This window comes from Acinetobacter sp. IK31, assembly GCF_035615195.1.
GTDB lineage: Bacteria > Pseudomonadota > Gammaproteobacteria > Pseudomonadales > Moraxellaceae > Acinetobacter > Acinetobacter calcoaceticus_C.
Window position 1 is genome coordinate 367787 of the sequence record NZ_JANBOB010000002.1, and the last position, 23313, is coordinate 391099.

At 40.2% G+C, this 23313-nt stretch carries 19 protein-coding genes and 1 pseudogene; 14 read left to right on the plus strand and 6 right to left on the minus strand.

Annotation, left to right across the window (positions count from 1 at the left end; genetic code table 11):
* Positions 1–9: 9 nt before the first annotated feature.
* Positions 10–1149 carry a transcriptional regulator gene (locus MSG66_RS02625; RefSeq protein WP_324652023.1) on the minus strand — a complete coding sequence of 380 codons (1140 nt, stop codon included), beginning with the start codon at positions 1147–1149 and terminating at the stop codon, positions 10–12.
* A gap of 156 nt (positions 1150–1305) precedes the next feature.
* Complete coding sequence (gene lipA / locus MSG66_RS02630; protein ID WP_324652025.1) at positions 1306–2292, minus strand: lipoyl synthase; 987 nt, start codon at positions 2290–2292, stop codon at positions 1306–1308.
* 360 nt (positions 2293–2652) lie between these two features.
* Here lipA and MSG66_RS02635 point away from each other — a divergent pair, with 360 nt between their 5' ends.
* The 6 genes from MSG66_RS02635 to MSG66_RS02660 are packed head-to-tail and all read left to right on the plus strand — an operon-like array spanning position 2653 to position 9502.
* Entirely contained in the window at positions 2653–3615 is a 963-nt protein-coding gene (locus tag MSG66_RS02635; protein ID WP_262471799.1) for a thiamine pyrophosphate-dependent dehydrogenase E1 component subunit alpha, read from the plus strand.
* Positions 3616–3628: 13 nt separating this feature from the next.
* Positions 3629–4648 carry an alpha-ketoacid dehydrogenase subunit beta gene (locus MSG66_RS02640; RefSeq protein WP_262471800.1) on the plus strand — a complete coding sequence of 340 codons (1020 nt, stop codon included), beginning with the start codon at positions 3629–3631 and terminating at the stop codon, positions 4646–4648.
* A 1-nt stretch (position 4649) separates the two neighbouring features.
* Positions 4650–6188, plus strand: a complete 1539-nt coding sequence (locus tag MSG66_RS02645) for a 2-oxo acid dehydrogenase subunit E2 (protein ID WP_324652028.1) — start codon at positions 4650–4652, stop codon at positions 6186–6188.
* 10 nt (positions 6189–6198) lie between these two features.
* Entirely contained in the window at positions 6199–7602 is a 1404-nt protein-coding gene (gene lpdA / locus MSG66_RS02650) for a dihydrolipoyl dehydrogenase (RefSeq protein ID WP_324652030.1), read from the plus strand.
* A 26-nt stretch (positions 7603–7628) separates the two neighbouring features.
* Positions 7629–8414 carry an acetoin reductase gene (locus tag MSG66_RS02655; protein ID WP_324652032.1) on the plus strand — a complete coding sequence of 262 codons (786 nt, stop codon included), beginning with the start codon at positions 7629–7631 and terminating at the stop codon, positions 8412–8414.
* Positions 8415–8443: 29 nt separating this feature from the next.
* Positions 8444–9502, plus strand: a complete 1059-nt coding sequence (locus MSG66_RS02660) for a 2,3-butanediol dehydrogenase (protein WP_324652034.1) — start codon at positions 8444–8446, stop codon at positions 9500–9502.
* A gap of 47 nt (positions 9503–9549) precedes the next feature.
* On the opposite strand, the gene MSG66_RS02665 is transcribed toward MSG66_RS02660, so the two are convergent.
* Both MSG66_RS02665 and MSG66_RS02670 read right to left on the minus strand, forming a co-directional pair.
* Complete coding sequence (locus tag MSG66_RS02665; protein WP_262471804.1) at positions 9550–10461, minus strand: bestrophin family protein; 912 nt, start codon at positions 10459–10461, stop codon at positions 9550–9552.
* A 69-nt stretch (positions 10462–10530) separates the two neighbouring features.
* Entirely contained in the window at positions 10531–11802 is a 1272-nt protein-coding gene (locus MSG66_RS02670; protein ID WP_324652037.1) for a sigma-54 dependent transcriptional regulator, read from the minus strand.
* A gap of 192 nt (positions 11803–11994) precedes the next feature.
* Between MSG66_RS02670 and MSG66_RS02675 the strand changes: the two genes are divergently transcribed.
* The 3 genes from MSG66_RS02675 to MSG66_RS02690 all read left to right on the plus strand — a co-directional run bounded on the left by MSG66_RS02675 (position 11995) and on the right by MSG66_RS02690 (position 15512).
* The gene (locus MSG66_RS02675; protein ID WP_324652039.1) at positions 11995–12690 is read left to right on the plus strand and encodes an MBL fold metallo-hydrolase; all 696 of its coding nucleotides are present in this window, start codon (positions 11995–11997) and stop codon (positions 12688–12690) included.
* Positions 12691–12699: 9 nt separating this feature from the next.
* Positions 12700–14355: a TIGR01244 family sulfur transferase gene (locus MSG66_RS02685; RefSeq protein ID WP_420714243.1), complete on the plus strand. Its 1656-nt coding sequence runs from the start codon at positions 12700–12702 to the stop codon at positions 14353–14355.
* A 365-nt stretch (positions 14356–14720) separates the two neighbouring features.
* Positions 14721–15512 (plus strand): sulfite exporter TauE/SafE family protein, encoded by a 792-nt coding sequence (locus tag MSG66_RS02690; RefSeq protein ID WP_324652041.1) that lies wholly within the window; start codon positions 14721–14723, stop codon positions 15510–15512.
* A 12-nt stretch (positions 15513–15524) separates the two neighbouring features.
* On the opposite strand, the gene MSG66_RS02695 is transcribed toward MSG66_RS02690, so the two are convergent.
* Positions 15525–16442 (minus strand): DMT family transporter, encoded by a 918-nt coding sequence (locus MSG66_RS02695; protein WP_324652043.1) that lies wholly within the window; start codon positions 16440–16442, stop codon positions 15525–15527.
* A 166-nt stretch (positions 16443–16608) separates the two neighbouring features.
* On the opposite strand from MSG66_RS02695, the gene MSG66_RS02700 reads away from it, so the two are divergent.
* Positions 16609–17463 carry a helix-turn-helix domain-containing protein gene (locus MSG66_RS02700; protein ID WP_042896405.1) on the plus strand — a complete coding sequence of 285 codons (855 nt, stop codon included), beginning with the start codon at positions 16609–16611 and terminating at the stop codon, positions 17461–17463.
* A 19-nt stretch (positions 17464–17482) separates the two neighbouring features.
* Here the strand turns inward: MSG66_RS02700 and chrA are convergent, their stop codons facing one another.
* Positions 17483–18832 carry a chromate efflux transporter gene (gene chrA / locus MSG66_RS02705; protein ID WP_324652045.1) on the minus strand — a complete coding sequence of 450 codons (1350 nt, stop codon included), beginning with the start codon at positions 18830–18832 and terminating at the stop codon, positions 17483–17485.
* A 250-nt stretch (positions 18833–19082) separates the two neighbouring features.
* Here chrA and MSG66_RS02710 point away from each other — a divergent pair, with 250 nt between their 5' ends.
* The 4 genes and pseudogenes from MSG66_RS02710 to MSG66_RS02725 all read left to right on the plus strand — a co-directional run bounded on the left by MSG66_RS02710 (position 19083) and on the right by MSG66_RS02725 (position 23306).
* A complete protein-coding gene (locus MSG66_RS02710; protein WP_133973692.1) occupies positions 19083–19826 on the plus strand; it encodes a GntR family transcriptional regulator in 744 nt (247 codons plus the stop codon).
* 27 nt (positions 19827–19853) lie between these two features.
* A pseudogene (locus tag MSG66_RS02715) lies at positions 19854–21590 on the plus strand (fumarate reductase/succinate dehydrogenase flavoprotein subunit); the annotation flags it as partial.
* 20 nt (positions 21591–21610) lie between these two features.
* Positions 21611–21856: a 4Fe-4S dicluster domain-containing protein gene (locus MSG66_RS02720; protein WP_005040873.1), complete on the plus strand. Its 246-nt coding sequence runs from the start codon at positions 21611–21613 to the stop codon at positions 21854–21856.
* Positions 21857–21875: 19 nt separating this feature from the next.
* The gene (locus MSG66_RS02725) at positions 21876–23306 is read left to right on the plus strand and encodes an ABC transporter substrate-binding protein (protein ID WP_324652050.1); all 1431 of its coding nucleotides are present in this window, start codon (positions 21876–21878) and stop codon (positions 23304–23306) included.
* Positions 23307–23313: the final 7 nt, after the last annotated feature.

Consider the following 23313-nt stretch of genomic DNA (forward strand, 5'->3'; position numbering starts at 1 on the left):
TTTTTATATTTATTCAAGTAATTTTAAAAGTTTTGCTCGATAAGGCGTTTCTTCAGGTAATAACTCAAGCAAACGCTCTACTGCATCTACACGGTCTGGGACTCGGCCTACAACACGTAATAACTGATCGACATCTTCAATTTGATAAATTACGTGGCTTAAACGAGCGTCGAAACAGTCTCTCCATGCACATAAAAACGGACTTTCTGACTTAGCTAAAAAGCTCCCTCTATAAAGAGTTAATGTCGTTGCTGTGAAGCCTAGGTTTAATGCTTGTTCTGCCATTAAAAAATCACATTGAATTTCACAGTTAAGTCGATATGGACGAGACTCGATCACATCGGGAATTAAGTTTCTGAGTTGTGAAAGTTCTGCTTTTAACGTCGTGGTACTTACTGGTCGATCACCATATAAAGCATAGTGTAATTCTTCAAGATTAATACCTTCTGGGCATAGCGTCAGAATACACAAAATCTCAATTTGACGTTGAGTTAATGTCAGGCTGCGTTGGTTATATTGAATCTTTGGAGTGCCGAAAGCCTTAATGTATAAAATATTTTTTTGGTGAAGCTGAATCGCTTGTTTAACAATGTCAGCACAGCGTTCAACTGCCAAAAGACCTAACGAGTTATGCTTATGAGATTTTGTAGACAAATTCATAATCCCATAAAATTGGCCTGTCTGCGTGTCGGTAATCGGTGCAGCGTAACAGACCCAATCTCTAACACTATTCATTTGGTTTTCATGTGAGTAAACGCAGTTAGCTGAATGAGTATTTAATGCTAAACCAATGGCATTTTGCCCAACTGCTTGAGTAGACCACTGGCCGCCTTCAACAAAATGAACTTGCTCTGCCGATGAACGCATAGGATGACTACTCCATGTCCATAGCAGAGTGCCATGAGGATCTGTCACACCAATTGCCATATCAGCATCTTCGGCAATGTGCATTAAGTTTCGGTGACACTCATGAATAGAACGTCCGAATAATGAATGTTCCCATTCTTCACTTAAGTCAAATATAGGAGCTGCTTCAAGGTCAACTGATGGCTTTTTTCCTAAATATTGAGCATGAGATGACTTTTCCGGCCGAAAGAAGGACGGAGTATTATCCATAAAAGGCGATGATAATTGTTCTGACATATCCATATCGAAATTCCTTTATCATTGAAATGGCGTATCCGTAGCCGCTCAACAGTTATAACTTTTTTATTGTGACTATTTCCTAGTTGTCTCCTTACCTTAAATAATTTTAAAAGGGTTGACCATTAGCCTATTGGATAAGTTTTGTTAATTACCTGATCCTTAAGATAAGACATCTTGTCGACTAAAAGGTTTTGGTACAGTTTCTCCAAAATATTGTCGGTCAGCAAAGTAGCTAGAACGGACCATAGGGGCACTCCAAATATTTTTAAAACCTAGTCGTTTACCATGCTGAGTGTATCTTTCAAATTCTTGTAAATTTACAAATCGGTGAATAGGTGCATGTGATTTTGAAGGTTGCAAATATTGCCCAATGGTCACAAGGTCAACTTGATAGTCTTTCAAATCGTTCAGTAGGGCAAGCACTTCTGCCTCGATTTCTCCTAATCCAACCATTAAACCAGATTTGGTTTTGATATCGGGGCAATAGGTTCTAAAACGTTTTAATAACTCTAACGAATGCTGATAGTCTGAGCCGGGGCGCATGGCTTTATATAAACGTGGAACAGTTTCTATATTGTGATTAAACACATCTGGAGGAGATAAGCTCAAAGTCGAAATAGCTGTCTCTAAACGACCGCGAAAATCGGGGACCAAAATTTCAATTAGGGTTTCTGGACAGCGCTTTCTGATCTCTTCAATACATTTTACAAAATGTGCAGCTCCACCATCGTGTAGATCATCACGGTCTACAGAGGTAATCACTACATATTTTAAGTTTAGGTTAGCGACCGTTTCAGCCAAATGTTTAGGTTCATTTTCATCTAAAGGTTTTGGGCGACCATGAGCGACATCACAGAATGGGCAACGTCTGGTGCAGATATCACCCATAATCATAAATGTTGCTGTACCGGCGCCAAAGCATTCCGGTAAATTTGGACATGCAGCCTCTTCACAAACGCTATGTAACTTTTGCTGACGCAACAGATTTTTAATACGTTTAATTTCTTCAAAATCTGTAATTTTTGCTCTAATCCACTCAGGTTTAGTTGGTAAATCTTGTGTAGGTATAACCTTAATGGGAATACGAGATACTTTATCAGCACCTCTTAATTTAATACCAGTTTCTACTTGTCTTTTAAAATCCATATTATTAATTCCATTTTTTTAAAACTTAATTAAACTCTGATTTTTAAAATTAAAGTCCTATTAAAATCATTTTAATAAATTGCAATTAATTATAAATACAGAGTGTGGCGAGTATTATAAAATAATAAAGGTTGGTTAAAGGTTTGTTTTACAACTAAATGAAAAATATAAAAAAATTCAAAAAATATTTTCAATGGTTAAGTTTTTGAAATTAATGGTTTAATTGGAATTATTTTAATTAAAAACTTTTTAGTCTAATAGATTGATTGTTGATTTTGAGTTTAATTATTTATAGCGAACTAGCATTTTCGCTTGAAACTTGGTTGATTTCTTAAAATCAAGATAATAAAGGAAAAGGATATGCAATTAACGGAAGAGCAATTACTCGCAGCATATAAACGTATGCGTGATATTCGTGAATTTGAAGATCGACTTCACGAAGAAAATACCAATGGTGATATTCCCGGCTTTATTCACTTATATAGTGGTGAAGAGGCTGTGGCAGTCGGTATTTGTGAAAATTTAACAGATAAAGACTATATCACTTCAACCCATCGTGGTCATGGGCACTGTATTGCCAAAGGCTGTGACATTCATGGCATGATGCTGGAAATTTTCGGTAAAGATGACGGACTTTGCCGAGGAAAAGGCGGTTCTATGCATATTGCCGATTTAGATAAAGGCATGCTCGGAGCCAACGGGATTGTGGGTGGTGGGCCTCCTTTGGCAATTGGTGCAGCGCTAACAGCTAAAACCTTAAAAACTGGTGGTGTCGGGCTTTCTTTTACCGGTGACGGCGGTTCAAACCAAGGTCTTACTTTTGAAGCAATGAACATGGCTGTTGTACTTAAGCTTCCTGTGATTTTTGTCTTTGAGAATAACGGGTTTGGTGAGGGGACAGGCCATGACTACGCGGTAGGAAGTAAAGACATTGCGGGCCGTGCGGCAGGTTTCGGTTTGCCGGCAGTTAAAGTCGATGGTAGCGATTTCTTTGCTGTATATGAAGCGGCTCAAACTGCTATTGAACGTGCGCGCTGTGGTGAAGGCCCAAGCGTTATAGAAACCATTACTAACCGTTTTTATGGACACTTCGAAGGTGATCCCGGATTGATTCGTTCTAAAGAAGAAGTCGATTTCATCAAAGAAAATAAAGATCCTTTGAAAATTTTCCGAGAAAAAGTCAAAGGCAAAATTGATGAAGCCAAGCTAGACGAGATAGATGCAGCCTCTAAGGCAAATGTTGATGATGCAGTTGCTAAAGCTCGTGCTGCGGCATACCCACAACCAGAACAACTCCTTACCGACGTCTATGTCTCTTACTAAAGGAATAGTAAAGATGCCAAATAAAAGTTTTCGTAATGCAATTAAAGAAGCCATTGAATCAGAAATGCGCCGTGACCCCACTGTATTTGTTGTGGGGGAAGATGTGCGTGGTGGACATGGCGGTAAAAATACCGAAGATAACCAGCTTGAAGGCTTTGGTGGTGTACTGGGTGTAACCAAAGGTTTGTGGACAGAGTTTGGCTCGGAACGTGTTATTGATACCCCGATTACCGAATCAGCAATTATTGGTATGGCGGCTGGTGCTGCTGCAACAGGTTTACGTCCTGTTGCCGATCTAATGTTTATGGATTTCTACGGCGTGTGCCATGACATGCTCTATAACCAAGCCGCTAAATTCCGTTATATGTTTGGTGGCAAAGCAAAAGCGCCAATGGTTGTCCGCGGCATGATTGGCGCGGGTTTTTCTGCAGCAGCTCAGCATTCTCAATCACCTTATAACGTATTTGCCGCGGTTCCGGGCTTAAAAGTTGTGGTTCCATCTAGTCCATACGACGTGAAAGGGCTATTAATTCAAGCAATTCGAGATGACGATCCTGTCGTGTTCTGTGAACATAAAATGCTCTATGACATTAAAGGTGACGTTCCAGATGAAGCCTATACCATTCCTTTTGGAGTTGCGAATTACACCCGAGAAGGTACGGACGTAACTATTATTGCTTTAGGTTTGATGGTCCATCGTGCTAATGAAGTAGCAGACAAACTGTCAAAAGATGGTATTTCGGTTGAAGTGGTGGACCCTCGAACAATTTCTCCACTTGATGAAGAAGGGATTTTGGAATCAGTCGCTTCAACTGGGCGTGTTGTGATTGTAGATGAGTCAGCGGCGCGCTGTGGCTTCGGACATGATGTTGCTGCCCTAATTGCACAAAAAGGTTTCCATTATTTAAAAGCGCCTATTGAGCTCGTAACGCCACCACATACGCCTGTTCCATTCTCACCAGTTTTAGAAAAAGAATGGATTCCAAGTGTAGAGCGTATTGAGCAAGCTGTGCGAAAAACATTGGAGGCTTAGGATGAGCGAAATTAAAACGCTGGAGATCCCGAAATGGGGATTATCCATGGAAGAAGGCACGATTGCCCAATGGTTGATTAAAGAAGGCGATAGCTTTAATAAAGGCGATGAAATTTGTGAAATTGAAACCACAAAAATCGTCAATGTATTAGAAGCACCTTTTGCAGGAACACTCCGTAAAATCTTAGCAAAAGATGGGGACACTTTGCCTGTAGGTGGTCTTATTGCTGTGTGTGCTGAAAGCCAAGTTTCTGATGAAGAAATTGAGAAGTTTATTGCATCCTTGGATGGTTCAGCAGCGAAAGCACCTGAAGCACCTTCTGAGCCAAGTACAACGGAAACATCTGCACCTGTTCCTGAAAAAGTAGATCAACCACAGACGATTGTAACAAGCACTTCAGCTCCTATAAAAGCAGCTAAAGGTGACTACGATGTACCCGAGTCATTACAAGGCTATCAAGCATCTGATGAGTTTTTTGCAACTCCGCATGCTTTGAAACTTGCTGAAAAGCATAATGTTAAATTGGCAAAAGTGACGGGTTCAGGTCGTGAAGGGCGTATTAGCGTTCAAGACATCCAAAAGGCTGTACAAGCTGCTGGAGGCCAGTGGCCAGATGTTAAACAACCACATCAAGCTAAAGTAGTTAAATCTACGGCCGATGATAGCCGTGTTTTGGCAACACCAGTTGCACGCCGTTTGGCAAAACAATGGGGTATTAACCTAAACGACTGCCGTGTTTCAGGTACCCGAGGCCGTGTCTGCAAAGAAGATGTTGAAGCCGTTTACCACCGTAACAACCCAACGGCAGTAAATGAACAATCGGCTCAGTGCGCTGTGGCTCAACCGCAATCAACAATCACCACTGTCGCGATGAATGGTATGCGCAAAGCGATTGCCTCACGCTTGCAAGCGGCAAAACGTAATGCACCGCATTTCCGTCTTGTAGTCGATCTAAACGTAGAAGCTTTGCAGAATTTACGTAAGCAGATTAATGAGACTGTTCCACAGGTGAAACTTTCTATTAATGACATGCTGATTAAAGCCGCTGCAGCAGCACTCATTAAAGTGCCTGAAGTGAATGTTCAGTTTGATGAAGCAACACAGTCAATTTTGCAATTTTCACAAGCCGATATTTCGGTGGCTGTGGCGATTCCAAACGGTTTAATTACACCAATTGTGAAAGCCGCCAATCAGAAGTCTTTAGCACAGATTTCCGATGACATGCGTGATTTGGCAACGCGTGCCAAAACCGGCAAGTTACAACCTGATGAATTTCAGGGAGGCAGCTTTAGCATTTCCAACTTAGGTATGCTTGGCGTTAAACAATTTGACGCGATTATTAATCCACCGCAAGGTGCAATTATGGCATTGGGTGCTTCAGAACCACGTGCTGTTGTTGAAAATGGAAATGTAGTGGTTCGTGAGATTGTAACGGCAACATTGTCTTGCGATCACAGAGTTATTGATGGTGCTGTAGGTGCAAAGTTCTTGGCCAGCTTTAAGCAGTTTGTTGAAAATCCAGCTTTAATTTTGGTGTAGGAGAACCCGCATGTCAGAAACTCAATTCGATTTGATTGTGATTGGTGCGGGACCGGGTGGATATGTGGCTGCAATTCGTGCAGCCCAGCTCGGGCTAAAAACCGCAATTGTAGAAAAGCAACATTTAGGTGGAATATGCCTGAATTGGGGCTGTATTCCAACTAAAGCTTTGCTTGCAGGGGCAGAACTTGCCACTCAGTTTAAACATGCTGGACAGTTTGGCTTTCAGGTATCCCAACTCGATTTTGATATTCAAAAGCTTGTGCAACATAGCCGTCAAGTTTCGGCACAGTTGGTACAGGGCATAGATTACTTGCTTAAAAAGAATCAGGTCACTGTATTTAATGGTCGCGCCCAACTTACGGCTAAAGAAAAAATTGAAGTGACCGATGCTCAAGGTAAAAGTCAGGCTTTAAGTGCACCACATATTATTTTAGCAACTGGTGCAAAAGCCCGACATATTCCTCAACTTCCTGTCGATGGAACGTATGTCTGGAGTTATAAAGAAGCACTTATTCCAGAAGAACTGCCAAAAAGCTTACTCGTCGTTGGTTCGGGTGCAATTGGTAGTGAGTTTGCCAGCCTCTATCAAGACTTAGGGTGTCAGGTCACACTTATTGATTTAGCTAAACAAATCTTACCGACTGAAGATGCAGAAGTTGCTCAATTTGTCAGAAAACAGTTTGAACAAAAAGGAATGAAGGTCCTAACGGGTGCCGTAATTCAAAGCATTCAAATTGAAAATGGTCAGGTCCACTGTGTAATTGAAACTGCAAATGATGTTCAAACGATCATTTTTGACCGTGTGCTTTCGGCAATTGGTGTACAGCCTAACGCGACTAATTTAGGACTTGAATATTTAGGCGTTGAGTTCACTCCGCAAGGTTTTGTGGCAATTGATGACTATTGTAAAACCAATGTGGCTGGTCTCTACGCAATTGGTGACGTGGCAGGAGCGCCGTGTCTTGCCCATAAAGCAAGTCATGAAGCCATGATATGTGTCGAAAAAATTGCTGGCGTGGCAAGTGTGCATTCACTCGACCGCAGCCAAATACCGGGTTGTATTTTTACTCATCCACAAGTGGCTAGCATTGGTTTAACGGAAAATGCAGCCAAAGCGCAGAGCTTACCTGTACGAATTGGTAAATTTTCTTTATCAGCGAATGGCAAAGCTTTGGCAATTGGAGATGCGTCAGGTTTCGTTAAAACAGTGATACATGCAGAAACGGGCGAGCTACTTGGTGCACACATGGTGGGCCATGAAGTCACCGAACATATTCAAGGCTTTGCGATTGCTAAATATCTAGAAGCGACTGATGAAAGTCTAGCTCAAGTCATTTTCCCACATCCAACATTATCAGAAGCCATGCATGAGTCCATTTTGGCTTCAATGCAACGAGCGATTCATATGTAGAAATTCTGCATTTACAGGAGTTGAACATGGTTAAGGGATTAAAAGATAAAGTCGCTTTAGTAACAGGGGCAGCTCAAGGCATTGGCCGTGGGATTGCCCTACGCTTAGCGCAAGAAGGAGCACACATTGCATTAGTTGATATGAAACAAGATCGACTGAATGATGTGCAACAGGAAATTCAGGCTTTAGGTGTAAATGCGAGCACATTTATTGCCGACGTCAGTGACCGCGAGCAAGTGTATGCCGCTATAAATCATGCTGAGCAAACGCTTGGTGGGTTTGATGTCATGATTAATAATGCTGGTATTGCTCAGGTTCAGGCGATTGCAGATACCACACCAGATGAATTTCATAAAATCGTTGATATCAATATTGGCGGTGTACTGTGGGGAATACAGGCTGCTGCTGCAAAATTTAAACAACGCCAACATAAAGGTAAAATTATTAATGCTTGCTCAATTGCAGGCCACAATGGGTTTGCTTTGCTGGGTGTTTATTCTGCTACCAAGTTTGCAGTACGTGCGCTTACCCAAGCCGCCGCAAAAGAATATGCCAGTCAAGGTATTACGGTAAATGGATATTGCCCTGGAATTGTCGGAACCGACATGTGGGTTGAAATCGATAAACGGTTTGCTGAAATTACCGGTGCGGCTATAGGTGAGACCTATAAAAAATATGTAGAAGGCATTGCTTTAGGTAGAGCCCAAACGCCAGAGGATGTAGCTGCATTAGTTGCTTTTCTGGCAAGTGAAGATTCAGATTACATTACGGGTCAATCGATTTTAACGGACGGCGGAATTGTCTATCGTTAAAACGACATCCTGATTTGAGGGAGATAATAATGAAAGCAGCACGTTTTTATGACAGAGGTGATATCCGTATTGAAGATATCCCAGAACCAGAAGTCACTCCCAGCACCGTAGGTATTAAGGTTGCTTGGTGTGGAATTTGTGGTACAGATTTGCATGAATTTATGGAAGGACCGATTTTTATTCCACCGTGTGGACATCCTCATCCTATTTCAGGCGAATCTGCTCCAATCACCATGGGACATGAGTTTTCAGGTGTCGTCTATGCCGTAGGTGAAGGTGTTGATGATATTGAAGTAGGTCAGCATGTGGTCGTAGAGCCTTATATTGTGGGCGAGGATGTTCCGACTGGACCGGGAGATAATTATCATCTTTCCAAAAATATGAACTTTATTGGTTTAGGTGGTCGTGGTGGCGGTTTGTCGGAAAAAATTGCAGTTAAGCGTCGTTGGGTACATCCAATTTCCAATAAAATTCCACTGGATCAAGCTGCCTTAATCGAGCCGTTATCGGTTGGTCATCATGCTTTTGTACGAAGTGGGGCCAAAGCTGGTGATATTGCTCTGGTTGGTGGTGCAGGGCCAATTGGTTTACTACTTTCGGCAATTTTAAAGGCGAAAGGTCTTACCGTTATCATTACCGAGTTGAGTGCAAAACGTAAGGAAAAAGCAAAAGAGTCAGGAGTTGCAGATTATATTTTAGACCCGTCAGAAGTTGATGTGGTTTCTGAGGTTATGAAGATCACCAATAGTGATGGCGTCGATGTTGCGTTTGAATGTAGTAGCGTTAATAAAGTATTAGATACTTTGGTGACTGCAACTAGACCGACTGGAGTCATTGTGATTGTTTCGATTTGGAGCCATCCAGCATCAATTAATGTGCATAGTGTAGTAATGAAGGAGCTTGATGTACGAGGCACAATTGCCTACGTAAATGACCATCAAGAAACCATTAAACTGGTCGAAGAGGGTAAAATAAATTTAGAGCCTTTCATCACTCAGCGTATTCAACTGGACGATTTGATTTCACAAGGTTTTGAGACCTTAATTCATAATAATGAGTCGGCGGTTAAAATTATTGTACAGCCATAAATGAAATGATAAACCCATAAAAAAGAGCGATGATTCGCTCTTTTTTATTAAAGTAAATTATTATTTTTGGCTTCAATAATAGGCGGTAATGGCTGCCCTAAAGAGCTTAAAGATTCTCGTTCAATCAGGCGAACAATTGAATCAAGCGGTAAATCATTTTCTTGCAAACCAAAAGGTTCTTCAATTTGGGCACTTAAGGCATCTAAACCTAAAAACATATAAGCGATAAGGCCAACAATAAGCGGTGTCCAGATGCCTAAAGTTGCTTCTAAGCTAAAGGGTAAAATAAAGCAAAAGCAATAAACTGCACGGTGGAGTAAGACAGAATATGAATAGGGCAAAGGTGTCCCAGCAATTCGGTCACAACCTGCTTGAATATTGCCTAACTCCACAATATGACGATTCAGTGTGCTGTAGATAATATCGCTAATCTCGCCATTTTTAAGCACTTTAACCAAATCTTTTTGAATATTTTCTAAGACAAATTGTGGGGCATTAATATGCTCATTTAAATAATCAAGTGAAGAGTTATTTAAATAGGCATGTTCAAGAAATTGGGTCGGTTCAACAGTTTGCTGACGGAGTCGATCACGTAATAAATTGCTAAAAATTAGTACCTGATGAATTAAATGCTCACGTTGTTCATCTGATAAAACATGGCTGTCTCTGACAATATGCCTCGCATTTGCAATTAAAGCACCCCAGAGTTTTCGTCCTTCCCACCAACGGTCATAACACGCATTATTTCTAAAGCCCGTACAAATAGAAAGAATGACGCCAAAAATGGTAAATCCAATTGCGGGAACTGTCGGAATTTGAATGACATGATAAAAAGAAAGAAAAACGATCAATGCTGAAATAAGAATAACAATGCTCAGCGCAGGCAGAACCTTCGGCAAAATCGTTCCTTTCCAAGCAAATAATAATTTAAATACATTGCTTTTATCACGGACAATCATATAAAGCCTTTGAACAAACGAACCTAACCAAGAGCAGTATGATACGCCTTAGATTAGATAAATACCTCCCTAAAGCTTATGTTTTTGTCGATAACGCCAAAGTGTTGTACGGCTAATCCCAAAAATATTGGCAACCATATTCAGGTTGTGATTATATTTTTCTAAAGCTGCTTGCACATTTTCCGGATTAAGTTCCGTATTTGTCTCTGGCAATTTAACGTAATCCTCAGCATTTAAGAGTTCATTTGGTAAGTCTTCAACTTCAATTTCGACCTTACCATTGGCCATTGTTAACGCATAAAGCAAGGTGTTTTTAAGCTCACGAACATTCCCTGGCCAGTCATAATTCAGTAGAACTTGCATGGCTTTTTGATTGACGTGACGAGGCATTGTGTCGAGTTGAGTTGAGCTTTCTTTTAAAATCTGATCGACAATGAGTGGAATATCGACTTTTCGTTCTCTAAGTGGCGGTATAAAAATTGGAATCACACGTAACCGATAGAGTAGATCGTGACGAAAACGCCCAGCCTTAGCTTCCTCACGCAGAGCTTTATGCGTTGCCGTAATAATGCGGACATTGGCTTGAATCGGTTTTTCACCGCCGACTGGGGTAACTTCGCCTGTTTCTAACACCCGTAATAATTTAGCTTGAAGTTCTAAAGGAATCTCGGCAATTTCATCAAGAAAAAGAGTTCCGCCTGCTGCACGTTCAAACACACCTTTATGGTCGCGAATTGCTCCGGTGAAAGCGCCTTTAACGTGCCCAAACAGTTCGCTTTCTAAAATATTAGAATTTAAAGCTGCACAGTTAATAGCTACAAAAATCTTATTTTTACGCTGGCTATAATCATGAATCGCTTTTGCCACAAGCTCTTTGCCACTACCAGATTCACCGCGGACAAGCACTGGAAATTCGGTAATGGCTACTCTTTGAATGATTGAAAACATTCGGGTCATTTCTGGTGAGCAACTATTAAAAACCTTGGCTAAGTCTTGTAACTGCTCTGTTAATTGCACTTGATTAGCAAAATCTTCTTCTATGCCAACTGGCTGTAAAATATGTAGCTTCCCAATAAAATGGTTCTCTTTAATATAAATATCATGCTCTTGATAGATAAATCGTTTTTTAACTTTATGAGTATTAATTTCAAGATATTGATTGTGATGATCTTGAGTCAGTGCGGCTATGCTCTCGACAGAAATATCATCCGTATTAAATTTATAGTGAATTGCTTGAGTCGTGATATCAGCTAAAAACAGGCTCGCATTTGGGAATAAAGCTTTTAATTGCTCAAATAGAATAAAAAAATCTTGTTCTGACTCAAAATTTAACTTTGCCATTATCTGTGTTTCATAATCGTTTCATTGAAACATACTTGAGTTTCATAGGAACATCAAGCTGAGTTTATTTTCTAACTTTAATTTTATTTATTATTTTAACTTTTTGATTTTTATGTTTATTATTTAAATTAAAATAATTGGCATCTTATTTGCAAAATATAGGAAAGAAATAAATTATTGGGGTTATAAACCATGTTCTTTAAGCAGTTTTTTGAGCAAGAAAGTTCGACTTATACCTATATGCTTGCATGCGAAGAAACATTAGAGGCCGTTTTAATTGACCCTGTCGCATCAGATATAGAGATTTATGCAAAAGAATTAGAGCAGCCTCAATTTACACTCATATATACCTTAGACACCCATGTTCATGCCGACCATATTACGGCTGCGAATTTGCTGCGTGAACGCTTCCATTGCAAATCGGTTTTACATCGAAACTCAGGTGTAAATTGCGGAGATATTTTAATTACAGATGGTTGCATGCTTAAACTGGGCAATCTCAATATTGAAGCACGCTATACACCAGGTCACACCAATGCTTGTACGAGTTATCTGGTTGAAAATATGGTTTTTACTGGTGATGCATTATTAATTGATGGTTGTGGTCGAACTGACTTCCAAGCGGGTAATACTGGCACACTTTATGACAGTATTCATAAACAACTTTTTAGTTTGCCTGACGATACTATTGTTTATCCGGGACATGATTATAAAGGTCGCCTGTCTTCGACTATTGGTAATGAGCGCTTAAAGAATTCACGTTTAGGACAGAATCGCTCGCGTGAAGATTTTATTAAATTGATGAATAATTTAAATCTGCCATATCCAAAACAGATCGATAAAGCATTACCTGCCAATCAAGCTTGTGGCTCAACTTCGCAATTTTAAGGTGGCAATATGGAACTCAAACAAATTAATCAAGATTTTTATGTTGCTGGTCAAATCACTGCCGATGAGGTCGCAAAAATTGCAAATCAGGGAGTAAAAACTTTGATATGTAACCGTCCAGATGGAGAAGGTGCAGACCAACCCAATGTGATTGAAATTGAAGAAGCAGCACAAAGGTTAGGTATACAAGTCATTTATCAGCCAGTGACAAGTGGCAAAATTACCGATCAGCAAGTGAACGATTTTAAGCAGTTTTATCAGAATGCCCAGAAACCTGTTTTAGCGTATTGCCGCTCTGGCATGCGTGCAATCAGTTTATGGGCTTTGGCCGAAGTTGACCCAAAAGATGCAGCTCTGTTAGTCGAAACAGGTCATAAACTTGGATTTAACCTAAAAGGCTTAGTGCCACGTATTTTAAAACGTGATCATGAATCAGCAACGATTCCTTGCTATAGCGTTGTGATTGTTGGTGCTGGAGCAGCTGGAATTTCTGTTGCATCTAGTCTCTTATGTCGTGAACCAAACTTAGATATTGTCATTATTGATCCGGCAGATACGCATTATTATCAACCCGGCTGGACCATGGTAGGGGCCGGTATTTTTAAGCCGCAAGTAACAGCACGTTCAATGGCAAGTGTGATTCCATCCAAAGTGAAATGGATGAAAGCTGCTGTTGCTGGATTCGACCCCGACCACAATCAGGTTATTCTGGAAGGATGCCAACCCATTCAATATAAAGCGTTGGTCGTATGTCCCGGTTTAAAACTGAATTGGCATGGGATTGAAGGCCTAGTCGAAACCCTTGGTAAAAATGGGGTGACCTCTAACTATCGCTATGACTTGGCACCTTACACATGGGAACTGGTACAACAACTAAACCACGGAAAAGCAATCTTTACCCAACCACCTATGCCGATTAAATGTGCTGGTGCTCCTCAAAAAGCGATGTATCTTTCGGCCGACTATTGGTTAAAGCAAGGCAAACTTAAAGATATCTCAATTCACTTTTATAACACCGGCGGTGTTTTATTTGGTGTGAAAGAATATGTACCTGCACTGATGCAATATGTCGAAAAATATGGTTCTGAACTGCACTTTAACTATCAACTTGTCAAAGTAGATGGACCTGCAAAAAAAGCATGGTTCAAAGTTGTGAATGATGAAAATGCAGCATTGGTCGAGACCGATTTCGATATGTTGCATGTGGTTCCACCACAACAAGCGCCTGATTTTATTCGTGCAAGTACCCTCACAGATGACGCAGGCTGGGTGAGTGTGAATCCTCAAACCTTACAACACACACAGCATGCCAATATTTTTGCTTTAGGTGATGTGATGAATGCGCCTAATGCCAAGACTGCTGCTGCGGCACGTGCCCAAGCTCCGATAGTGGCTGTAAATGTTCTAGCACAACTTAAATGTGAGCAAAACTTTTGTGAATATAACGGCTATGGCTCATGTCCACTGACCGTAGAACGAGGAAAAATCGTTCTGGCTGAGTTTGGCTACGGCGGCAAGTTACTTCCGAGTTTTCCGAAGTGGGTGATTGATGGGCAAAGACCATCTCGATTGGCATGGCTACTTAAAGAACAGATTTTACCGCCGATTTACTGGCAAGGCATGCTCAAAGGCCGCGAATGGATGGTCAAACCTGAGCGAGGATAAGTAAAGCAACGCTTTACCCGAGCGCAAGGCGAAAGCTGTGCTTGAGCGGAAGAGGTTAAGCAAAGCAACGCTTTGTACGAGCGCAAGGCGAAAGCTGTGCTTGAGCGGAAGAGGTTAAGCAAAGCAACGCTTTACCCGAGCGCAAGGCGAAAGCTGTGCTTGAGCGGAAGAGGATAAGTAAAGCAACGCTTTGTCTGGAGAAGCTGCTAAAGCTTTTCAAGAAGATGAAAGCTGTACTCAAGTGGAATAGTTCAACAAAGATTTACCCTGAAAGGTGGTTAAAACCTTGCAGAGAGGAATAACTTTACCACATCAAATACAGCAGTTCACTGCAAATGCAAAACATGAAATTTTAGGCTTCTGATATGTTATTACTTGTCGTTGAAGGTATCGTGATTGGCTTTTTACTTGGTCTAACTGGTGCCGGTGGCGGTATTCTTGCTGTACCTGCACTAATGACCAGTCAAGGCTGGAGCGTGGCTCAGGCAGCACCGATTGGTTTATTGGCGGTTGCGCTGTCTACACTGATTGGAACGATTGAAGGGCTATTTAAAAAGATGGTCCGTTATCGTGCTGCAATCTGGATTGCAATTATTGGCGCACCTATGGCACATATCGGAATTTTAATAGCCAACACCATTTCTCCTGTTTGGCTCATGCTGATGTTTAGCTTAGTTATGTTTACAGTGGGCTATCGACTCATCAGTAACCGAGTATCGGATTTTCACAATCCTCCGTGTCAGGTGAACCCAAGTACGGGACGTTTTATCTGGAATTTAAAAACTGGCAGCGTTCTTGCGAGCATCGGGATTATTGCAGGGCTTTTAACAGGAATGTTAGGGGTTGGTGGCGGCTTTGTGATTGTACCTGCACTTAGAAAAGTCACTAATCTCGACATGCATAGTATTGTTGCAACCTCACTCATGATTATTTTTCTCATTAGTGGAACGAGTATTGTGATGCATATTGCAGAGGGTTTTCACTATCCTGTAGGCATTACCAGTACATTTGCTCTCGCATGTGCTGCTGGAATGTTATTAGGACGTCGAGCCATTCGTTTTATTCCAGCTGCAATTGTACAAAAAGTCTTTGCATTAATGGTGTTTGCTGTCGCAATTTATATGGTAGTTAAGATTGTTAATTTAACAAATATTTAAAAAAGCAGGCTTTTAGGCCTGCTTTTCACAACTTTTTTGAGTAGTAAATAATTTTCCACCAATTTTAAATTTGCTGAACATTAAGTAGTTACCAAGCAAAATGAATAAAATTCCAATTAAAGCATTTAGTGTCCATTCATATCCTTCAAAGAACGTAGAAACTGAAAGAGCAACTAAGGGGAAGAGCAAAGTACTGTAAGCTGCTTTTGAAGCACCAATTCGCCCAACCAATGAAAAATAAGCTGAAAACCCAATAACCGTACCAAATACAGCTAGGTAAAGTACTGAACTTAAAAATGGAAAATTCATCGGAGGCATTAAATCTTGGCCAGTAAATAAAGCCAGACTTAACATCACCAATGCACCATAGGTCATGGCATAACAGTTTGTAGAAAAAATATTTAGGCCACGTTTCTGGTGTCTCACACTGATCATGTTCCCTAAAGAAAAACCATAAGTACCTATCGCACACAGCCCAATACCCATTAATAACTGTGCGTTAAACTGGCTATTAATGAGGTCATGCCAAAAGAGCAAGACAATACCAATTAAGCCTAAAATTGCAGCTGGTGCAAAATTTTGTGAAGGTTTTTGTTTAAAAAATATAAGGGCATTAATGGCATTAAAGAAGACAGCCATCGAGAAAATAACGGATTCTAAACCGCTATTTACATATTTAACGGCGGTATAAAAACAAATAAAGTTTAGCCCAAAAACACAAAGCCCTTGCAGCATACAAAACAAGTGATCTTTAAAAGCAATTCGTTGTAATTTTCCTGAAAATAGTAAAACTACCCAAAGTAATAAGGCCGAAATGGCAAAACGCCACAAAATTGCGACGACGGGTGTTGCATAATGACTCTGAATGGCAATTCCAATCCATGTTGTTCCCCAAATCAACACCACTGCAACATAGAGTAAAATATTCATAAATTCATCCTCGATTACCAAGCTTAAGTATCGAGGAATGTTTCATTTTTCACGTATATATTCTTGTGTTGTACATGCAAGATCTTGCGTTTTTTATAGATCTAAACTAGCTCAATTTTGCTGAATATGGTTAACTTAAGTTCAATGATATTCGTTTTAAATTGGCATGGCCTATCAAACTTTAGAACAGCTACAGCAATCTAAAGCCAAGCTTCACGAAACCGTGGTGCTTGATGAAAATATGCAACTTGCATTTTGGTCTAATCAGCAAGATCGTGTAAGTGTCTGTAGCGACCACCACACTTTAAGTTTATATATTCAAGATGGTTATGAAAGCTATCAAAAAACACCTGTGGGCTGGAAAAATGGCGGCGGGCCGGGGCGTTTTTGCTTATTGCCAGAACATCAGGAGTCGACTTGGGATATAAGAGGTGGGCTTAAATTCGTTCACTTGTATTATACCGACCAGCATTTGCGTGATGTCGCGGAAAAAATATGGGACAAAGAACCTAATCAAATTGAACTTAATGAAGTTACATTTAGTGATGACGAACGGATTCGCGCGTTATATCAGTTTTTCTTGCTAGATTGTGACTGGCAAGATTCTTCAAATCATTTGCAAATGAGCACAACAGCCAGTTTATTGCTGAATCATTTAATTCGAAAATATAGCAATGTTCAATGGCAACAGCCTGCCATTAAAGGTGGACTTGCACCTCATAAACTTAAATATATTCAAGATTGGATTGAAGATCATTTAGATCAAGCACTTACTTTGTCTGATTTAGCAAATGTTGTGAATTTAAGCGAATATCATTTTGCTCATATGTTTAAACAATCTATGAATATGGCACCTCACCAATATGTCATGCAAAGACGGTTGTTGAAGGCGAAAGGACTTATTAAATCTTCACACTTTTCTTTACAAGATATTGCATTGGTATGTGGTTTTAGTTCGGCTAGCCATTTGAGCCATCGCTTTAAACAGTTTTATGGCATGAGTCCTTCACAGTTACGTTAAAAGACTCATGTTCAATTTTCTATAAAAGATAAACCAGCAATCCAACCAGTGCTGATGCAAAAATCACGTATAACACATTAATTTCAAAACGGAATAAGGCAATAAATGCTGCGACTGTAATTAAAGCCGCAACAACATCAAAGGGTCCAGAAAAACCTTGGGGCCATAGCACGTGATAACTGAAAAATAATGCCAGATTTAAAATCACACCGACCACAGCCGCGGTAATTGCAGTAAGGGGCGCCGTAAATTTAATTTCATTATGGGTAGATTCAATAATGGGCGCACCAGCAAAAATAAAGACAAATGAAAAAAGAAAAGTAAACCAAGTGACAATGACTGCACCCAGTGCTCCAGCAAAAAATAGATGTTCTGGGCCAAGTAATGCATGATTCACACCTCCTAAAAAACCAACAAAAGCAACCACCATAATCAGTGGGCCAGGTGTAGTTTCACCTAAAGCGAGTCCATCAATCATTTGAGTAGGTGAAAGCCAACCAAAGTTATTCACTGCGCCTTGATAGACATAAGGTAAAACGGCGTATGCACCACCAAAAGTAAGCAAGGCTGCTTTAGTGAAAAACCATGCCATTTGAGTATAAGAATGATGCCATCCAAAATATGAAGCTAAAGCTAAGAGGGGTAATAACCATAAAGTGATTGCCACAAAAATAAGTCTAGCTAAGTGCGACCATTGGAATTTAGCGTGCTCTGGCGTGGGCGTATCATCATCAATAAGTGCACGGCCATAATCTTTTTGACTGGCTTTATGACCCGCCGCTGAAGAAAATAGCTCAGGATATTTTTTACTGGCTAAGTAGCCTGCAATACCAGCTGATAAAACAATAAGAGGAAAGGGAAGTTTTAAAACAAAAATGGCAAAAAATGCAGCAATTGCAACTCCCCATAAAAATTTATTTTTAAGAGAGCGGCTACCTATACGGTAAGTAGCATGAAATACAATTGCAGTTACGGCTGGTTTAATTCCATAGAAAATTCCAGCAATAACAGGTACATCTCCAAATTTTATATAAACCCAAGATAAACCAATTAAAATGAATAAAGAGGGTAATACAAATAAAATACCAGCAACCAGCCCACCCGCCGTTCGATGCATGAGCCAACCAATATAAGTCGCCAATTGTTGTGCTTCGGGGCCAGGTAGTAACATGCAGTAGTTAAGTGCATGTAAAAATCTTTTCTCAGAAATCCAGCGTTTTCGCTCAACCAGCTCTTGATGCATGACTGCGATTTGTCCCGCTGGTCCACCAAAACTAATAAAACCCAATTTCAACCAAAATAAAAAAGCTTGCCAGAAACTGATATTTTCCACTGGCCCATCCGCGATGGTTTCTTCTTTTTGTAGCATATCCATCTCTTTAAAATAGAACTTAATTTATAAAAATATTTGCTTTAGAAAGGCCAAATTATTTTTAACAGCATAGCAAAGCCAGATGTACTTTTGATGATCATTTTTTCAATCTTACGTTTTTATGTATATCAACACTTTGAAATTAATAAAAATTATATTTTCAACTAAAGTTATCGCTTTAAATTATTTCCACTACAGAAACATTTTATACATTATTTGCTCAAGTTGTTATAACAGGTTGTGCAGCATGAGCCAGCTCCCCCAAGATTCAAAAAATCATAAACCTCTTTACGATCAGTTAAGGGAACTCATTCTCAATAAAATCGTAAATGGTGAATATGCTGTTCTTAGCCAAATTCCATCTGAAAATGAGTTTGCTGAACAGTTTGGTGTGAGTCGAATTACAGTTCGTCAGGCATTAACTCAATTACAGTTAGAGGGCTACATTTTCAAAGTTCCAGGCAAAGGAACTTTTGTAAGTAAGCCAAAAACCTTCCAGAACATCTCAAATTTACAAGGCTTTGCTGAAGCAATGTCATCTGCGGGTCATGAAATTTTGAACAGGGTTATCTCGGCTGAGCTTAAGCAAATTCCTGTGCATGTCGTACCGAAATTGAAACTACCTGTTAAAGCCAATGTATATGAAATTCAACGTGTTCGTTTGCTAAACCGCCAGCCGGTTTCCTATGAGTTGACCTATTTACCAGAACATATTGGGCTAAAACTTAAAGAGAAAGCGATTGATTTACGTACTACCGATATTTTTAAAGCCCTCGAAGAAGAGTGCGGTATCCCACTGGGGCATGCTGATCTAAGCATTGATGCCACAGTAGCTGATGAAGAGTTAGCGGCTTTACTCCAAGTGGAGTTAGGTACACCTATATTACGCGTAGAACGCTTGACCCACGATGCAAATGGGCAACCGATTGACTATGAATATCTCTATTTTTCAGGTGATACGTTCCAATACCGTTTACGTATTCATCGTTAATAACAGAGATAAAATAAGGAATATACAACCATGGAAACTAAATATCTTGAATATGACATTGTCGTTATTGGTGGTGGAACTGCTGGGCCAATGGCAGCAATTAAAGCAAAACAGGAAAACCCCAATTTAAAAGTTTTACTGATTGAAAAAGCTAACGTAAAGCGTAGTGGTGCTATTTCAATGGGAATGGACGGGCTTAATAATGCCATTATTCCGGGGTATGCAACACCAGAGCAATACACCAAAGAAATTACGATTGCCAACGATGGAGTGGTTAACCAGACAACTGTATATGCATATGCCAAACACAGTTTTAAAACTATTCAACAACTTGATCAATGGGGCATTAAATTTGAAAAAGATGAAACGGGTGAGTTTGCTGTAAAAAAAGTACATCACATGGGCGCATATGTTTTACCAATGCCTGAAGGCCATGATGTAAAAAAGGTTCTATATCGTCAGTTAAAACGTGCTCAAGTCAAAATCAATAACCGGATTGTCACGACCAAACTTTTAAAAAATGAGCAAGGTGCGATTAATGGGGTATTAGGCTTCGACTGCCGTAGTGGTGATTTTTATGTCATTAAGACTAAAGCTGCCATTTTATGTTGTGGTGCAGCAGGGCGTTTAGGTCTGCCAGCTTCAGGCTATTTAATGGGAACTTATGAGAACCCAACCAATGCTGGCGATGGTTATGCCATGGCATACCATGCAGGAGCTGAGCTGGCCAATTTAGAATGCTTCCAGATCAACCCGCTGATTAAAGATTATAACGGTCCAGCTTGTGCCTATGTGACAGGTCCTTTAGGGGGTTATACAGCCAATAGTAAAGGTGAACGTTTCATTGAATGTGACTACTGGAGTGGTCAAATGATGTGGGAATTTTACCAAGAACTGGAAAGCGGTAACGGTCCGGTTTATTTAAAGGTAGATCATCTGGCTGAAGAAACGATTCAAACCATTGAAGAGATTCTACATACCAATGAGCGCCCAAGCCGTGGACGTTTTCATGAAGGTCGAGGAACCAATTATCGTCAAGATATGGTGGAAATGCATATTTCAGAAATAGGTTTTTGCAGTGGACACAGTGCTTCTGGTGTATGGGTAAATGAAAAAGCAGAAACTTCAGTTAAAGGTTTATATAGTGCAGGAGACATGGCTGCCGTACCACATAACTATATGCTTGGCGCATTTACCTATGGCTGGTTTGCTGGAGTAAATGCAGCACAATATGTGAGCGAAATTGTAGATAGTGAATTGAACCAAACTGAAATAGAGGCAGAGAAAGCACGAATCTTTGCTCCACTTAATTGCGTTGAAGGTTTACCCGCAGAACAAGTGGAATATAAGCTGCGCCGTTTTGTAAATGACTATTTGCAGCCACCTAAAACGCGCCAAAAAATGGAAATTGGGCTTAAACGTTTTGAAGAAATAAAACAGGATATTGCCCGAATTTCTGCACAAAACCCGCATGAACTCATGCGCGCCGCTGAAGTATCTTTTATTCGAGACTGTGCAGAAATGGCGGCCAGAGCCTCATTGTTTAGACAAGAAAGCCGTTGGGGCCTTTATCATTATCGTGCAGATTTTCCTCAGAAGAATAACTCGGAATGGTTCTGTCATGCACATTTGAAAAAAGATGAAAACGGCAACATGACCAGTTTCAAAAAAACAATTGAGCCTTATGTGGTTCCGATTAACCAAGATGAAGCTGTGTCTTATGACCGTTTACGTATTCAAAAAGATGTTGCTCTTACAGACTAAATAAATCAGGAATTCAAACAATGGCTTTTATTTTTAAAGAAATTCAGCACCGTACTATCGCTCCCGTCATTATCGATGAAGATAAATGTATTGCTGATAAAGGATGCACAGTCTGTGTAGATGTTTGTCCAATGGACTTATTGGCAATCGATCCTATAACTCAAAAAGCTTATATGCAATTTGATGAGTGTTGGTACTGCATGCCATGTGAAAAGGACTGCCCAACAGATGCAGTCAAAGTAAATATCCCATACCTACTCAAATAATTAATTTGGAATACTCAACATGAGCCAAAATAAATTGATCAATAAAAAACTATTACTCAGTAGCTTAATTGGTGCCATTGTACTTGGCACTTTGGGGTGCGGCAGTAAAACAGAAACTGTTCGTGTAGCGATTGGTACACAAGACACAACCATTAACTGTGCAAGTGGTGGATTACTTGTTCGTGAGTTGAATTTATTACCAAAATATTTACCTAAAGATGGTGAGTACAAGCATGTTAAATACGACATTCAATGGAAAAACTTCACCTCTGGTGCACCACTAACCAGTGAAATGGTAGCCGGACGTTTAGACCTAGGCGCAATGGCCGACTTTCCTGCTGTTAATAATTTAGCGGCATTTAAAAAGGCCGGAAAAGAAAGCATCTTTTTAGCGCCTCTATCCGGCAGCATTAATGGCAGTGGTAATGCGATTGTTGTTCCTATTGACTCAAAAGTAACCTCTCTAAAAGAGTTAAAAGGGCAGACCATTTCTGTACCTTTTGCTTCAACTGCTCATGGGCTGTTACTTCGTGCCATTCAAGCTGAAGGTTGGCAACTTGATAAAGATATTAAAGTGATTGCTCAGGCTCCTGAAGTTGCAGGACCTGCATTAAAAAGTCATAAGATTGCTGCGCATGCTGACTTTGTACCCTTTGGAGAGTTATTTGCTTACCAAGGTTTTGCCAAAAAAATCTATGATGGTTCACAAGCAAAATCACCGACATTTCATGGCTCACTTGCGAACAAGGATTATGCACAGCAACATCCAGAAGTCATAAAAGCTTACTTACAAGCGACTATTGAAGCAAATCGTCTGATTCGGGAACAACCTGAAAAATATAGTGAACTGATTGCAGAAAAAACGGGTATTCCTGCCGAGGTGGTCTATCTGTTTCATGGACCATTAGGTCTACAAACTCGTGATTTGACTTGGAAACCTGAATATCGAAAAGCAACCCAAATTGCCATAGATACCTTAAAAGTTCTAGGCAAAAACGATGGTAGTCTCGATGTAAATAAATTTATTGATGACCAATACATTAAAGAAGCATTTCAGGCATCTGGGCTTAATTACAGCCAGCAATTGGCTGACTATGCAAAATCACCATTAGTCGCAAATGACGCTTTAACTGGTCAACCCATCAAAACATTTGATCGGGTGACTCAAATTTGGGTAAAGGGTGAAGAAAAGGTTCGCAGCTATGAAACACCTGAGCATGCATTTTCTGATTTAAAGAAAATTCAAGCGGTAGGTAAAAAAGTCCGTGCGGTTTATAGCCAAGATCATCAATCCGACATTAAGTTGCTTGCCAATTTGGCATGGTATGCCACAGATAAAGTAGGTCAAGTGCAGGCCTTTTTATTAAAAGATGATGCTGAAAAATGGGCTAAACAACAAGGTGGAAAAGTATATGACTTTAAAGCCATTCAGCTCGTGACCCATGGTTGATGTTGTT